Here is a 14,915-nt window from a genome sequence, read left to right as displayed (position 1 = left end):
ATACTTAAAAAAACTACATTAAAATGATTCACAGCTATGTTATAATATCCATTGTAGTCTTACTGTCTGTAATGATATTAGTAATGATTGGGCAGAAACTGAAAGTGGCTTATCCTATTTTTCTTGTGATTGCAGGATTGCTGATAAGCTTCGTTCCGGGAATGCCGCGTGTAGAAATAGAACCTGATCTTGTCTTTCTTATTTTTCTTCCTCCTATTCTCTTTGAAGCCGCATGGTTTACTTCATGGCAGGATTTTCACAAATGGAGAAAACAGATCTTTTCCATGGCGTTTGGACTGGTGTTTTTAACGTCAATTGTGGTTGCTTATCTTTCATCATCTATTATTCCGGGGCTTACAGTAGCGATGGGATTCCTATTGGGAGGAGTGAATTCTCCACCGGATGCTGTAGCGGCAACGTCAGTTTTGAAGCATATGAAAATTCCCAAAAAGATCACCAATATCCTGGAAGGAGAAAGTTTAATTAATGACGCATCCAGTTTAATTGTATTTAAATTTGCCTTAGCAGCCGTTATTTCAGGACAGTTTATCTGGAGAGATGCAGTTCAGGACTTCTTTACCATGGCAATTGGTGGAATTGCCATAGGAGTTGCGGTAGGCTTTGCTTTCGGGGCATTACTGAGAATTATTCCTACCAACTCAAATATTGATACTGTTATCACACTGATCGTTCCTTATATCATGTACGTAGGAGCAGAACATTTCCATTTTTCCGGAGTGCTGGCAGTAGTGGCAGGAGGACTATTGATGTCTTATAACTCTCATTGTTATCTGAGTCATACCTCGAGAATACAATCCGGGAACGTTTGGAGTGTTTTAATATTTCTGATGAATACCATTATTTTTATCCTTATCGGTCTGGAATTGCCAATTGTGGTAGAAGGATTAACGGATTATACTGTTTCAGAAGGAATTTTCTATAGCATAGTGATCGGTGGAGCTATTATTGGAACGAGAATCGTGTATAGCTATGCACTAATGTATTTTCCTAGAATTTGCTCTAAAGAATTAAGGCTCAAAGTTCCAAAACCGGATTGGCGAGAACCTTTTATTATCAGTTTTGCAGCAATGAGAGGAGTGGTTTCGTTAGCTGCAGCACTATCTATTCCTGCTTTTCTACCCAATGGAGAAGCATTTCCACATCGAAACATTATTTTATTCGTAACATTTGTTATTATATTGATTACCTTGGTAGGACAGGGATTATTGCTGAGCCCGATTCTGAAATTATTGAATATTCAGGATGCCGGAAGCGAATTGCCGGAAGAAAAACAGGAAGTCATCTTAATGCGAAAACTGAAAGAAACTGCATTGCGTAAATTGGATGATGATTTTGCGGATTTAACAGTAACAAACAGCCTTGTTCGTCACCAGAAACATAAACTGGAAAATGAAATGATGCTGATGGCAGATAAAGCCCAGTGTATGGCATCCACAGGAGACTATGTTACAGCCATCAATCAGAATAAAGATGTGCTCCGTCAGGTCATTCAGGCACAGAGAAATGAACTGCACAGAATGAAAAGAGAAAAAATATTTGATGATCATGTGATGAGAACCATTGAAATGCAGCTGGACTTTGATGAAGCAAAAATTACCGGCTTTTCTCACTGATAATATTTGAAACTTTATAAACCGCAAAGTCACAAAAGGATTTAAGCTAAGTCTAAAATTAAGGTTAACTTGCATAAGATTTAAACACTTAAGTGTTCATTTCAACTTTAAGAATTTAACTTTAAAATAACTTAAGTGTTCAAATTCTTTTGTGACTTTTGTAGTTAAAAATAATATAACAACTCATTCAAATTTTAGTAATATGAATACACCAATCACCGTTCAATATAAGATCAATGCTTCAATTGAAAAGGTTTGGAAAGCACTGACAGACAAAAATGAAATGAAATCATGGTATTTTGATATTGAGGATTTTGAATTAGAAACAGGGAAGGTATTTAATTTCTATGAGCCCGGTGGTGAAAACAAATACCACCATCAGGGTGAAATTCTGGAAATAATTTCCAATCAAAAATTAAAGCATTCCTGGGCATATCCTGATTTCTCAGATCAGAAAACAACTGTAACATGGGAGCTGCAATCCGATCATAATGAAACGCTGGTAAAGCTTACCCATGAAGGGATTGAAAATTTCAACGACCTTGGGGATGGCTTTTCAAGAAAAAACTTTACAGGAGGGTGGAATGCTATTGTGGGGCAAAGCTTAAAAGAATATTTAGAAAATAAATCATGATAGAACTACAGCCGTTTACTATTGATGATGCTCCTGCATTGATATCAAATATAAAAAATGAAAGAGCATTGCTACAGTTTGCTGGTCCTGTGTATCAGTTTCCTTTGACGGAAGATCAGCTTGAAGAAGATTTGAATGACGAAAACAGGACATTATTTAAAATAATTGATAGAAACACACAAAACGTCATCGGTCATGCCCAGATATTTTTAAAAGAAGAAACTTTTCTGCTGGGAAGAATATTGATCTGGGACGAAAATAACCGTGGTAAAGGCTATGGTAAAAAAGTGATGCAGGAACTTCTGAAATATGGATTCAGTCATTACAACAGATCACTTGCCGAACTGAATGTCTATGATTGGAATACCGGAGCAATTGAATGCTATAAAAAAGTAGGTTTTACTATTGATCCGGATATTAAGAAAGAAGCAAAAATTGATAATGAAACATGGGTTTCAATCAATATGAAGATTGATAAAAGCACCTTTGAATTACAGGAATCATGAGTAAATTTACCGGGCTTCGTCCCATGCTCTGGACAAGAAATCTTGATGAAACGATAGGTTTTTATATTCAAATGCTGGGTTTTGAACTTTTGGATAGAAACGATCATTGGCATTGGGCATCACTTCGCAAGGATGAGGTATATATTATGCTCGCTCTTCCCAATAAAGATGAAAATACAGCTTCCATAGGTTTTACCGGATCATTTTATTTTAATGTAAATAAAGTGGATGATCTTTGGAATGACCTTAAAACAAAGACAAAAATCTGTTATGAAATCGAAACTTTTGAATGGGGAATGAGAGAGTTCGCCATCTATGATAACAACGGTTATATCCTACAATTTGGTGAACCTGTGGATAATATTGGTATTACGGAATAAAATTTGCTATTTTTGGGGAAATATTTAGAATATCAATGAAAAAAAGTATAATAGCGGGTTTCGCAGCGATTTTATTATTGGCATCTTGTAATAAGGATAAAGAAATTCTTGATACATTGAATAACTATAATAATTCAATGGAAGCAAAAGGATATCATTTTGGTGATAAGCTGGAACTTCCGAAAGAGGTGACGGAAAATGCAGAAAGCGTAACCATTAGCTTTGGAGATAAAGAAACAACAAATTTAACGATTGATCCTAAGTTTTTTACGTTAGGAGACAATGCGGTTACTTTTAATATTAAGACCAAAGGAGGTGAAGTATTGAATCAGGATGCTACAATCAATGTATTCGCGAAAAATCCTGAAAAGAATCTGGCGTATGAAATTATCGCAGAATATCCTCACGATCCAAAAAACTTTGTACAGGGATTCCAGATAGAAGGAAACACCATTTATGAAAGTGACGGACAGAACGGATCTTCTCAGATTTTAAAATATACATTAGGAACTACAACACCGCTTGCTTCTACAAAACAGGCTCAGGAAGATTTTTCTGAAGGAAGTACCATTGTAGGAGATAAAGTATACCAGCTTACATGGCAAAGCAAGAAAGGATATATTTATGATAAAAACTCATTAAAGCTTCTTTCAGAATTTGCATATCCGAATGTATTTGGTGAAGGTTGGGGACTTACTTATGATGGTAAAAACCTGATCGCATCAGACGGAAGTAAATTGTTATATTTCCTTGATGCAAATGACCCGTCAAAACTGATCAAATACATCGCTGTAGCAGGAAGTTCTCAAGCATATGATCAATTAAATGAATTGGAATATCACAAAGGTTTTGTCTATGCAAATGTTTGGCAGAAGCCAATTATCTTAAAAATTGATCCGGCAACCGGTGAAGTGGTGGGAACATTCGACTTTACAGAAATCGCAAAACAAAATACCAAAGGAAGCGATGATGTATTGAACGGAATTGCTTTTAAAGGCGATAATATGCTGGTAACAGGTAAAAACTGGTCGAAGATTTATGAAATTCAGTTGAAATAATATTCTAATATTAGTTTATCTATAAAAAATAGCGTTCCTTAGGTAGCGCTATTTTTGTATATCTTTATGCCTTAAAAATGATGAGAAATCCTATGAAACTAAAAGTAATAACTGGCTTTATTGCCGTTTTTCTGTTACTATCTTGCAACAAAAAAGAAAAAGTGCTGGATTCTCTTGCGGACTATAATAATGAAAGAGAGACAACAGGTTATCATTTTGGTGATAAATTAGAGCTTCCGAAAGAAGTTACAGACTACGCAGAAAGTATTACAATTAGTTTTAATGATAAAGAAACTGCCAATTTAACGATTGATCCTAAATTCTTTACTTTAGGAGATAATAAGATTGTGTTTGTAATTAAAACAAAAAGCGGTGAAACTCTCAGTCAGGATGCTACTATTAATGTATTCACAAAGAATAAAGAAGTGGAAATTCCTTATCAGATTATAGCAGATTACCCTCATAATCCCGATAATTTCATCGAAGGCTTTTTAGTAGAAGGAAACACGGTATATGAAAGTGATGGTTTGAACAACGCATCTCAACTTATAAAATATACTTTGGGTGCAACCGTTCCTACCATCATAAAAAAACAGCCCGCAAATGTTTTTTCTGAAGGATGTACTATTGTTGGAGATAAGGTTTATCAGCTTACTTACCGTAATAAAATTGGTTTTATTTATGATAAAAATACATTGGAAAAACTATCAGAATTTCCTTTACCTAATATCATTGGCGAAGGTTGGGGGCTTACTTATGATGGTAAAAATCTTGTAGCGACTGATGGCTCAAAAAACCTTTACTTTTTAGATGTAAATGACCCTTCAAAAGTGGTGAAAACAGTCTCTGTTGCCGGAAATGCTGAAACTTATGAAAATCTGAATGAGTTGGAATATCATAAAGGTTTTATTTACTCAAATGTATGGCATAAACCTATCATTTTAAAAATTAATCCTGCTACAGGAGAGGTTGTTGGAAAATTTGATTTTACAAAGTTGACTAACGAAAACAACGAAGGCAATAGTGAATATGTATTGAATGGAATTGCCTTTAAAGGTGATAATATGCTGATAACAGGAAAAAATTGGAAAAAAATCTATGAAATTGTTATTAAATAAAAGTGTAAATTGCTGGCATTCTATTCATAAATGATCTTTAATATTATAAAACTGAGATTACTTTACCTCATATGCATTTTTATTTTCTGTTCTTACGCAGCACAGAAAGTACTTCCTTTGGATACCTTAAAACTAAAGGAAGCTAAAGATATGCTTGCCGATGACTACGGAAACCTTTATATCTATAAAAATAAAGATTTCAGCTTTACCAAATATGATTCTCTAGGAAAACAGATTGGTAAAATGATGCTTACCGTGCCTTATAAGGTTCAATCCGTGCAAAATCCATTGAATGTACCCTTATTTTCCGAAAATGCTCAGGAAATGAAATTTGTAGATCAAAATATGAATGAAATTCAACGCATTGATTTCAAGCAGAAGTTTGGGTTCATCAGAATGGCATATGCCGAAGATTTACAACAATTGTGGCTTTTGGATGACAGTACAAAGCGTCTGATACAGTATAATTTCCGGAATGATACTACCATTAATTCATTTCCCTTCGATATTAGTTTTGAAGACTTTATGGATCTTTTGGTATATGAAAGTAAAGTCTATATTCTTACTAAAAACCATGTTCGAATTTATAGTTTAAAATTCGAAAAGCTCTTTGAAGCCCCGGTGAATAATGGAAAACGCTTCAGAAGAGAGAATGAGAATATATTAATAATTACCAATAATTCAATTTTAAAATATGTTCCTGAAAAAGGAATGACGGTTCTTTTTGAAGATCAGGATGCGCAAATTGTGGATAAAAACATCCTTTCTTATTTTGAAATCAACGGGAACAAACTCTATCTTTACAGTCTTGAAAAAGTAAAGAAAGCCAGCCAGCAAAAACAGCAGGAACCTCAGCTTGAAACAACACAGCTACCGACAGATAAACCTGCGGAAAATGCTGAAGAAAAAACCAATGAAAAAGGTGAAGAAATAAAACCTCAAGACGATACATTGGAAAAGTTAATTCAGGATGTTTCTGAAGTTCAGACGGAAGGCGTAGAAAAGCTTATCAATTAATCAGTAAATACAAGGAAAAAGAATATGCATATTGCAGTTACAGGAAACATTGGAGCAGGAAAAACAACTTTAACTACGATGCTTTCTAAGCATTACGGATGGGATGCACAGTTTGAAGACGTAGATCACAATCCTTATCTGGAGGATTTTTATTCAGATATGAGCAAATGGAGCTTTGCACTGCAGGTATATTTCTTGGGAAGCAGATTCCGTCAGGTAAAAGAGATCAGAGAAAGTGGTAAAAACATCATTCAGGACCGTACCATTTATGAAGATGCACACATTTTTGCAGAAAACTTAAATGATATGAATCTTCTTTCTGACAGAGATTTCAATAACTATTCATCGGTTTTTGATTTGATGAAGTCATTTGTTTCTGCACCGGATCTTTTAATTTATCTAAAATCAGACGTTCCGAATCTTGTAAAGAAAATTTACAAAAGAGGACGTGAATATGAAGCGTCAATCAGTATTGAATACCTTTCAAAACTGAATCAGAAATACGAAAAATGGATCTCTAATTATACCGAAGGAAAGCTTTTGGTTATTGAAGTAGATGATCTTGATTTCGTTGAAAAACCTGAAGATTTCGGATTTATCCTTGAAAAGATTGAAGCAGAATTGCACGGATTGTTTTAACAAACTTTTATTATAACATTAAGAGAACATCCATTGGATTCTTTCTAAATTTGTTAGTGAACGAGTTTAACTTATTAAATAATTAGAAATGGTAATCAAGGTTTTACATAACGGAAGCTGTTCAAAATCAAATGCTGTATTGGAGTATCTTGATGAAAATGGAGTACCGTTTGAAATTATCAATATCATTGAGGATCCATTAAGCGTTTTGGAGATCAAAACGGTATTGAAAAAGCTGAATCAGAGTGTTTTCCATATCATTCGCAAAACGGATAAATTATATATGGAGAATTACGCGGATAAAAATTATTCTGAAGAAGAATGGATTAAGATTCTGTCTGAAAATCCCTCGCTGATCCAAAGACCCATACTGGTAAAAGGTTCAGTGGCAATGCTGGGAAGACCTATTGAGAATGTAAAGTTCTTTATTGAGAAATAAAAATAATAAATTGATATAAAAAGCGGCTGTTTCTAAAAGAATCAGCCGTTTTGTTTTGTATAACGGATTGTATTTAGTTTTGGCTAAAGCCATTGAACGATGGTTTGTTTTATTGAATGGGATAAAGCCCATTTCTATTGAATTTCTTAATTACTTAAATTAAATGATTCTTTAATGATGAGGTTGCAGGTAATATTTGAAATCCATAGATTTTACTCTCCAATAGAATTGTGAAATTTGTGAAAAAAAATAGTGCTATTTGTATTTAAAGATAAAAAGACTGTCAAAATCTGACAGTCCTTAATGTTTTACAATAGAATAACGCCTTCTATTTTTGCTACTTCTTTATAAATATTCACTACCTGATCAGCATCCAATACAAATGCGTTGACGTTGCAGGCTGTGTATTTTCCATTTTTGCTTTCGCGGTTTCCTAATGTAAACTTAATACCATCAAAAACTCTGTAAATTTCAGTAAGCTTTGTCTGGTCTGTAGGAATGATAAATTTAAATAAATAATCCTCAGGAAAATCATGATGACCTTCCAGTTTCTCCTTTAAAGACTTATAGAAATCTTCAGGACTTGCGTGTTGATTTCCTTGTAATATATCCATCTGCAATTATTAATATAATATAAATATAACGAAATTTTTCTTATTTTCCAAATGGTCCTAACAGGGACTTGGAGTTCTGGTGTTCATAATCCTCAATAATATTAAAGAGCCCGCTTACCAGTTGTTCAGAAGCTAGTTTACTCAGCCCGCCTGAATTCACAGTGTTGGTATTTCCACCTAAAAGACTTCCCAAGAAATTGCTTCCTGATAAAGCGGTATTGATGGTTTTTACGATTCCGTATTCATTAAGTTTTTCATCTACTTTGGGAGCAATAGCGGCAATAAGCTGCTGAGATGTTTTTTCCTTCAGGATCTGGGTAGCTGTAGTTCCCTGGATGATTCTTGTAACATCTTGTGCATTCAGGCTGTTTACGGCACCCTGTAAAATAGGTCTGGAAGTATTTACGGTATAAGCCGCAGCCTGGGCAATATAATCTCTTTCTTTGGCTACTAATGATGGAGCAATTTTTTCAAGAAGAGAGTTGATGTCTCTCAATTCTTTGGGAAGCGCTTTATCTACCATATTATTTTGTAAAAAGGCTTCTTTGTTGGTATAGATACCCATTCCTTTGTCAATACCATTGAGTAGAATTCTTTTAATAATAGAAAGTCCCATATCGGTAGTGGCAAGTGTAGTACAGGATTGTACGGTAGTTGTAATAACGGCACCCGTCCCGATAACAAGAGCGGCTGCAATGATATATTTTTTCATTGATCTTTTTATTGCTTTTTTCAAAAACTGCACCAAAGGTAAATACTATTATCTATTTAACAAAATATTAAATTTAGTGTTATGATTTGGTGAATTTTTTTCTAAAAACCGGTATTTTGTTATTAGGAATATGATGGTGTTTTGATAGTTGAATTGATTTTTACTTTATAAAATTTAATTTTTTATCTAATTATATGTAAAAGAATAGAATTGTTTTTAAATTTTTAACATGTTTTAACACGGTTCGGATTTTTTTATATTTTTGGCTAATGTCTTTTTTTGAGAAATTAATTTAGCCCAAATAAAGATGTTACCGAAATTTGATTGTACGAATAAAATTGAAACTATATGAAACAAAGTAATTTAAAGTATCCATGTCTCATCGCCGTTTTATACTTCGGAATGAACGTGAATGCGCAGGTTACAAATGACTCCACCAAGGTTCAAAAAATTGACGAAGTTGTCATGATTGGATACGGGAGTCGTAAGAAAGCAGATAATACAAGTTCTATTAGCTCTATCAGTGCAGAAGAGGTAACGAGAACAAAAGTTTTAAATGCTTCGCAGGCAATCCAAGGTAAGGCTGCAGGGGTACAGGTAATGGCTTCAGATATGCCAGGATCTACTCCTACAGTAATGATCAGAGGTCTTGGAACCGTATTGGGAGGAAGAACTCCTTTGTATGTTGTAGACGGCATGTTCTTAGATAATATCAATAATATCAATTCTAATGATATTCTTACGTATGATATTCTTAAAGATGCAGCAGCATTGGCTATTTATGGTAACAGAGCTGCAAACGGTGTAATTATTATTACGACCAAGTCTGGAAAAGGTAAATTAAGTGTTTCCTACGACGGTTTGATTGGGGTAAGAAGTCCTTTAAAGACTGTAAAAATGGCTAATTCATCAGAATTTGCTAATTATGCCAATACTGCACTTAAGCTAGACAGATTCTCTACCAACCAACCCGTTAATACAGACTGGTTTAAAGAAATTACAAGAACGGGAATTTATAACCAGCATAATCTTTCTATCTCAGGTTCTTCTGAAGCTGTAAAATATTTCTTCAGCTTAAGCAACTATGATGAGCAATCCATATTAAGAGGAACTGATTATAATCGTGCTACTGTTAGAACCAATAATGAGTTTAAAATTGCAAAAGGAATTACCTTATCTCAAAACTTGAGTGTTTCTTTTACAAAATCTACTCCAAAACCATTTAACGCATTTACAACGGCTTATAAGCAATCTCCTATGGTTCCTGTTTATTATCCATCAGGACAGTTTGGGATGCCGTACGTAAATACTACAACAGGAGTTGTAGACTATTCAGGAAATAAATTTAATGATGTTACCAACCCGGTAAGTCAATTATTACTAAATAATGAGCAAAATAAGAATACATTATTACAAGGAGGGTTAAAATTAGATATAGATATCCTAAAAGGATTGAGATTTACTTCTCAATTTAACGGTGAATATTCTAATTATAAAGCTTATAATTTCAGAGATGAAGTTGCTATATGGCTATCTGAAGAGCCAACGAGGGTTCCGGGTGGATTCTCAAGCTCGAACCCTACCAATACATTAGAAAATACAAGAGAAGATTACTATAACTGGTCACTAACTAATTATTTAACATATAATAAGAAGTTTGGAGTTCATGACATTGAAGCAACAATAGGTACGGAGACAACGGTTAGAAATGGAATTGATCAACTTATTGTAAAAAGAAAAAACTTATTATTAAATGATCCTAATTACTGGAACTTAAACGGAACAGATTATGTGAATAATGTTCAAAGCTTAAAGTCAGTAAAATACGATAGAAATACAACAGTTTCATATTTTGCAAGAGCTCAATATAAGCTGATGAATCGCTATTTATTAAGCGCGACGATCAGACGTGATGGGTCTTCGCAGTTTGCAGATGGTCAAAAATGGGGAACTTTCCCATCATTTGGTGCAGGCTGGGTGATTTCTGAAGAAGATTTCATGAAAGACAGTTTCTTTGATTTGTTAAAACTTAGAGGAGGATGGGGTAAATTAGGTAATCAAAGGGTTCCGCTAAATTATCTTCCACTGAATTCAGGAACTGTATACAACTATGGGTTCGGAAATGCAAATCCTGTAAGTAATGGTATTACTGTTAATAAAGGTTTTGACCCGATACTAGGTTGGGAAATTACTGAAGAAAGTTCTGCAGGACTAGATTTTGGTTTCTTTAATAAAAGATTAACAGGTAGCGTTGATGCCTATAACAGAGAAACTAAAAATCTTATTTTGGGAATTACCAATTATTTGACTTCAGGGCAGTCTGAAACCTATTATTCTCACGTAGGATCGGTAAGAAACAGAGGAATGGAATTCTCTCTGAATTGGGCTGATAAAGTAGGTGAAAACTGGAGTTACTCTCTAGGGGCTAACTATTCTTATAATCAAAACAAACTTACAAGCGTAGATACTCAGAAGAATATCGCAAGATTAGTAGGGGGAGATTTAGGTAACGGGCAATGGACAAAATTATTTAATGGAACAACAGTTGGTCAGGCGTTAGGAAGTTTCTATTTATGGGAATATGATGGTTTAGATGCTAACGGAAATATGAAATTTAAAGATCTGAACGGAAATGGTGTTACTGGACGTGCAGATGAAGGTGATAGAAAATATTTCGATTCATATATTCCAAAATCAACATTAGGGATCAACGTTTCTTTAAGTTATAAAAACTGGGATTTTGCAGCGAATGGATATGGAGCTTTTGGATTTAAAGTTTATAATGGTAAAAAAGCTCAAAGAGGAAATAATACAAATGTGGAAGCTGCTGTAGCGCGCGACTTTTGGTCTCCATCTAATCCAAATGCAGCTAACCCGGCTCCGTCTACTGAAATTCCAATTGCATCCACCTATTTCTTAGAAGATGGAGATTATTTCAGAATTAATAATATCTCAATTGGATATACCGTGAAAGATATTGCAAGTTATGTGAGGTCTGTTAGATTTTACGTAAGTGCTATTAATCCTGTGGTTTGGCAAAAGTATACAGGATTCTCGACAGAATTGTCTGGTTATAACCCAACAGATCCAAAACAGGAAGGAGATCCTTACAAAATGACAGGGGTAGAATTAAATGCTTATCCTACTTTGAAATCCTTTGTATTTGGTTTAAATGTAAACTTTTAGAAAAAATGAGAAGAAATAAAATAATATTGGTCTCTTTAATGTTGTTAGGTTCCGTAGCAGCTGTACAGAGTTGTAGTGACGATTTTGTTGATGTAAAGCCTTCAGAATCAATGACTATTGATGATCTTGATAAATTTAATAATGAAAAAGGAGCAAATTATTTCGTTAATGCTATTTATGCCAAGTTCCTGGATTGGAATATGAGCACATTTGCATGGATCGGAGTAACCTCCATCATTTCTGATGATGCAGATAAAGGTTCTACAGTAGGAGATAACGGATCAGATAAAGATATTCTTGATGCATTAAATATCACTGCTACCACACCTTCTTTTAAAGAACTTTTTGCTTCCAATTACCAAGGAATTAACAGATGTAATGAAGCGTTGAAATATATTCCTCAGCTGAACAAAGTAGATGCTCAGGTTCGAGATAAATTAATGGGTGAAGCTAAGTTTCTAAGAGCTTTTATGTATTTTACTTTGGTAAGATCATTTGGTGGAGTTCCATTAGTAGATCGCGTTCCTGTTCTTGGAAATCTGGAAGATAAAAAGATGCAGCTTACTAGAGTTTCAAAAGAAGAAATATATGCTTTTATTGAAAAAGATCTGAAAGATGCTATAGCTACATTACCCAATAAATCAGAATATACAGGAAATAATATTGGTAGAGCTTCAGTAGGAGCAGCACATGCGCTTCTTGCCAAAGTTTATCTATATCAGAAAAAATGGCAACTGGCTGCTGAGCAGGCTGACCTGGTGACAGGATATTCACTTACGCCTAAATTTATTGATATTTATAAAGTTTCAGGAGAAAACAATGCTGAATCTATATTTGAGATCCAAGGTTCGGGGGCAGATGCAGGGAGAGCTATTCAACAATACAGCAAGGTACAGGGAGTTCGTGGTACCGGAGGCTGGGGTTGGGGATTTGCAACACCTACTCAAGGATTATATGATGCCTACACAGCGGAAGGAGATACTGAAAGAAGAGATGCTACCATCATTCACAGAGATATGACTTTGTATGATGGAAGATATATTCCTAATACAGTAGAAAATAAGTTTTATAATTATAAAGCATACTCTTCAGCATTCTATGATAAAGATGCTACCGATACCAATATCCGTTACCTGAGGTATGCTGAGGTTCTTTTAATAAAAGCAGAAGCAGCTAATGAATTAGGACAGACAAGTACTGCCATTACATTATTGAACCAAGTAAGAGAAAGAGCTAAAATTAATCCAACCACAGCAACTTCCCAAGCAGACGTAAGAACTGCAATCTGGAAAGAAAGAAGATTAGAATTAGCTTTCGAGCATGACAGATGGTTTGATCTTGTGAGAACAGGTCAGGCAAAGGCTGCAATGGCTGCAGATGGCGGTAAGACATTTATTGTTGGAAAACATGAGCTATTCCCGCTTCCTTACGATTTTATTATGGAATCAGAAGGAATGTCCCAGCAGAATCCAAACTATTAAAATAATTTACCATAAACTAGAGGAGAGTGAAAATTCTCCTCTAATTTTATAACCAGTAAACAACGATACCAATGAAAAGGACCCTACTGACAATTGCCGTAACTTCTTTATTTTTCACTTACTCTTGCAAAAACGCTCAGACTTCTCAACTGCAAACTGCAAAACATACCACTGTCAAAAGTAATATTACCGATGAACAACTGATGGATAAAGTACAGCAGGATGCACTGAAATACTTCTGGGATTATGCAGAACCCAATTCTATGCTGGGAAGAGAGCGTTATCATGAAGATGATATCTATCCGGATAATGATAAACACGTGATCACTACAGGTGGTTCCGGTTTCGGACTGGCAACTATTCTGGTAGGTGTTGAAAGAGGTTTTGTCCCAAGAAAAGAAGCCGTAAAAAGATTGACGCATATCATGGATTTTCTGGCAAAAGCAGACCGTCATAAAGGTGCCTGGTCACATTGGATCAATGGAGAAACCGGAAAAACCGTTCCTTTCGGTAAAAAAGACAATGGCGGAGATCTTGTGGAGACCGCGTTTCTTACTTCAGGGATATTAATGGTGCGTGAATATTTTAAAAACGGAAATACAGAAGAAAAAGGTCTGGCAGCCAAATGTGATGAGCTTTGGAAAGGAATTCAATGGAACTGGTATACAAAAGGAGGTGAAAAAGTACTGTATTGGCACTGGTCTCCGGAATATCAATGGGAAATGAACTTCCCTCTCGAAGGCTATAACGAATGCCTGATTACCTATATTCTGGCTGCATCTTCACCCACCTATTCTATAGATGCAGAAACTTATTATAAAGGCTGGACACGAAACGGAACTTACCTTACAGACAAAACAAAATACGGATTACCGCTGTATGTAAAGCACAACTATGCCGAAGAATATGGTGGACCTTTATTCTGGGCTCAATATTCTTATATCGGACTTGATCCAACAGGATTATCTGATAAATTGGTGAAAAACTATTTTGATGTCAATAAAAATCAGACACTTATCGATTACAAATACTGTGTTGAAAATCCAAAACAATGGAAAGGCTTTGGTCCAAATTATTGGGGGCTGACTGCCGGATACACCAGAAATCAGGACGGAAGCACAGGATATACAGCTCATATGCCAACCAATGACAATGGAGTAGTGACTCCTACCGCAGCATTGAGCAGCTTTCCATATACACCAAAAGAATCAATGGATTTTTTAAGGTTTATCTACACCCAAAAACCGGAATTCATAGGATCAGCAGGTCCTTATGATGCCACTTCTATCAATTACAACAATTGGTTTACCCCAAGATATCTGGCAATAGATCAGGGAACCATCGCACCAATGATTGAAAACTACAGAACCGGATTTCTTTGGAAATTGTTTATGAATGCTCCGGAAATTCAGCAGGGATTAAAAAAATTAAGCTTCCAATCCTCAAAATATGGGATAAAGTAAAGGCTAAACCCACTTTTGAACGATAATAAAGATC

At 35.0% G+C, this 14,915-nt stretch carries 14 protein-coding genes; 12 read left to right on the top strand and 2 right to left on the bottom strand.

Going from position 1 to position 14,915, the window contains the following annotated elements; all coding sequences use genetic code 11:
* Window positions 1–23: 23 nt before the first annotated feature.
* From AC5YGG_RS15925 to AC5YGG_RS15885, 9 genes are all read left to right on the top strand, one after another.
* The gene (locus tag AC5YGG_RS15925) at window positions 24–1,634 is read left to right on the top strand and encodes a Na+/H+ antiporter (protein ID WP_496145445.1); all 1,611 of its coding nucleotides are present in this window, start codon (window positions 24–26) and stop codon (window positions 1,632–1,634) included.
* A 202-nt stretch (window positions 1,635–1,836) separates the two neighbouring features.
* On the top strand, window positions 1,837–2,268 hold the full coding sequence (locus tag AC5YGG_RS15920; RefSeq protein WP_496145444.1) for an SRPBCC family protein: 432 nt from the start codon (window positions 1,837–1,839) through the stop codon (window positions 2,266–2,268).
* Window positions 2,265–2,774, top strand: a complete 510-nt coding sequence (locus AC5YGG_RS15915) for a GNAT family N-acetyltransferase (RefSeq protein ID WP_496145443.1) — start codon at window positions 2,265–2,267, stop codon at window positions 2,772–2,774. Before AC5YGG_RS15920 ends, AC5YGG_RS15915 begins: the two co-directional genes overlap by 4 nt.
* The gene (locus AC5YGG_RS15910; RefSeq protein WP_496145442.1) at window positions 2,771–3,154 is read left to right on the top strand and encodes a VOC family protein; all 384 of its coding nucleotides are present in this window, start codon (window positions 2,771–2,773) and stop codon (window positions 3,152–3,154) included. The genes AC5YGG_RS15915 and AC5YGG_RS15910 overlap by 4 nt, the downstream gene beginning before the upstream one ends.
* Before the next feature lie 35 nt (window positions 3,155–3,189).
* The gene (locus AC5YGG_RS15905) at window positions 3,190–4,212 is read left to right on the top strand and encodes a glutaminyl-peptide cyclotransferase (protein ID WP_496145441.1); all 1,023 of its coding nucleotides are present in this window, start codon (window positions 3,190–3,192) and stop codon (window positions 4,210–4,212) included.
* A gap of 92 nt (window positions 4,213–4,304) precedes the next feature.
* Window positions 4,305–5,330: a glutaminyl-peptide cyclotransferase gene (locus tag AC5YGG_RS15900; RefSeq protein WP_496145440.1), complete on the top strand. Its 1,026-nt coding sequence runs from the start codon at window positions 4,305–4,307 to the stop codon at window positions 5,328–5,330.
* A gap of 30 nt (window positions 5,331–5,360) precedes the next feature.
* A complete protein-coding gene (locus AC5YGG_RS15895; RefSeq protein WP_496145439.1) occupies window positions 5,361–6,347 on the top strand; it encodes a hypothetical protein in 987 nt (328 codons plus the stop codon).
* Between the two features lie 24 nt (window positions 6,348–6,371).
* Window positions 6,372–6,986: a deoxynucleoside kinase gene (locus tag AC5YGG_RS15890; RefSeq protein ID WP_496145438.1), complete on the top strand. Its 615-nt coding sequence runs from the start codon at window positions 6,372–6,374 to the stop codon at window positions 6,984–6,986.
* An 88-nt stretch (window positions 6,987–7,074) separates the two neighbouring features.
* Complete coding sequence (locus AC5YGG_RS15885; RefSeq protein ID WP_496145437.1) at window positions 7,075–7,425, top strand: ArsC/Spx/MgsR family protein; 351 nt, start codon at window positions 7,075–7,077, stop codon at window positions 7,423–7,425.
* Window positions 7,426–7,733: 308 nt separating this feature from the next.
* On the opposite strand, the gene AC5YGG_RS15880 is transcribed toward AC5YGG_RS15885, so the two are convergent.
* Both AC5YGG_RS15880 and AC5YGG_RS15875 read right to left on the bottom strand, forming a co-directional pair.
* Window positions 7,734–8,039: a DUF493 family protein gene (locus AC5YGG_RS15880; protein ID WP_496145436.1), complete on the bottom strand. Its 306-nt coding sequence runs from the start codon at window positions 8,037–8,039 to the stop codon at window positions 7,734–7,736.
* A gap of 40 nt (window positions 8,040–8,079) precedes the next feature.
* Window positions 8,080–8,751 (bottom strand): DUF4197 family protein, encoded by a 672-nt coding sequence (locus AC5YGG_RS15875; RefSeq protein ID WP_496145435.1) that lies wholly within the window; start codon window positions 8,749–8,751, stop codon window positions 8,080–8,082.
* Between the two features lie 348 nt (window positions 8,752–9,099).
* Here AC5YGG_RS15875 and AC5YGG_RS15870 point away from each other — a divergent pair, with 348 nt between their 5' ends.
* The 3 genes from AC5YGG_RS15870 to AC5YGG_RS15860 all read left to right on the top strand — a co-directional run bounded on the left by AC5YGG_RS15870 (window position 9,100) and on the right by AC5YGG_RS15860 (window position 14,881).
* Window positions 9,100–11,937, top strand: coding sequence for a SusC/RagA family TonB-linked outer membrane protein (locus AC5YGG_RS15870; protein WP_496145434.1), 2,838 nt, complete (start codon window positions 9,100–9,102; stop codon window positions 11,935–11,937).
* A gap of 5 nt (window positions 11,938–11,942) precedes the next feature.
* Window positions 11,943–13,418, top strand: a complete 1,476-nt coding sequence (locus AC5YGG_RS15865) for a RagB/SusD family nutrient uptake outer membrane protein (protein WP_496145433.1) — start codon at window positions 11,943–11,945, stop codon at window positions 13,416–13,418.
* Between the two features lie 71 nt (window positions 13,419–13,489).
* Entirely contained in the window at window positions 13,490–14,881 is a 1,392-nt protein-coding gene (locus AC5YGG_RS15860) for a glucoamylase family protein (protein ID WP_496145432.1), read from the top strand.
* The last annotated feature ends 34 nt before the right edge of the window (window positions 14,882–14,915 follow it).

This window comes from Chryseobacterium sp. CS2K3 (assembly GCF_059515185.1).
This window is presented reverse-complemented; position numbering and strand designations above follow the sequence as displayed.

Bases quoted from the DNA above. Each gene is read 5' to 3' on its own strand.
- AC5YGG_RS15925 (WP_496145445.1), top strand. From the start codon at position 24: ATGATTCACAGCTATGTTATAATATCCATTGTAGTCTTACTGTCTGTA.
- AC5YGG_RS15920 (WP_496145444.1), top strand. From the start codon at position 1,837: ATGAATACACCAATCACCGTTCAATATAAGATCAATGCTTCAATTGAA.
- AC5YGG_RS15915 (WP_496145443.1), top strand. From the start codon at position 2,265: ATGATAGAACTACAGCCGTTTACTATTGATGATGCTCCTGCATTGATA.
- AC5YGG_RS15910 (WP_496145442.1), top strand. From the start codon at position 2,771: ATGAGTAAATTTACCGGGCTTCGTCCCATGCTCTGGACAAGAAATCTT.
- AC5YGG_RS15905 (WP_496145441.1), top strand. From the start codon at position 3,190: ATGAAAAAAAGTATAATAGCGGGTTTCGCAGCGATTTTATTATTGGCA.
- AC5YGG_RS15900 (WP_496145440.1), top strand. From the start codon at position 4,305: ATGAAACTAAAAGTAATAACTGGCTTTATTGCCGTTTTTCTGTTACTA.
- AC5YGG_RS15895 (WP_496145439.1), top strand. From the start codon at position 5,361: ATGATCTTTAATATTATAAAACTGAGATTACTTTACCTCATATGCATT.
- AC5YGG_RS15890 (WP_496145438.1), top strand. From the start codon at position 6,372: ATGCATATTGCAGTTACAGGAAACATTGGAGCAGGAAAAACAACTTTA.
- AC5YGG_RS15885 (WP_496145437.1), top strand. From the start codon at position 7,075: ATGGTAATCAAGGTTTTACATAACGGAAGCTGTTCAAAATCAAATGCT.
- AC5YGG_RS15880 (WP_496145436.1), bottom strand. From the start codon at position 8,039: ATGGATATATTACAAGGAAATCAACACGCAAGTCCTGAAGATTTCTAT.
- AC5YGG_RS15875 (WP_496145435.1), bottom strand. From the start codon at position 8,751: ATGAAAAAATATATCATTGCAGCCGCTCTTGTTATCGGGACGGGTGCC.
- AC5YGG_RS15870 (WP_496145434.1), top strand. From the start codon at position 9,100: ATGAAACAAAGTAATTTAAAGTATCCATGTCTCATCGCCGTTTTATAC.
- AC5YGG_RS15865 (WP_496145433.1), top strand. From the start codon at position 11,943: ATGAGAAGAAATAAAATAATATTGGTCTCTTTAATGTTGTTAGGTTCC.
- AC5YGG_RS15860 (WP_496145432.1), top strand. From the start codon at position 13,490: ATGAAAAGGACCCTACTGACAATTGCCGTAACTTCTTTATTTTTCACT.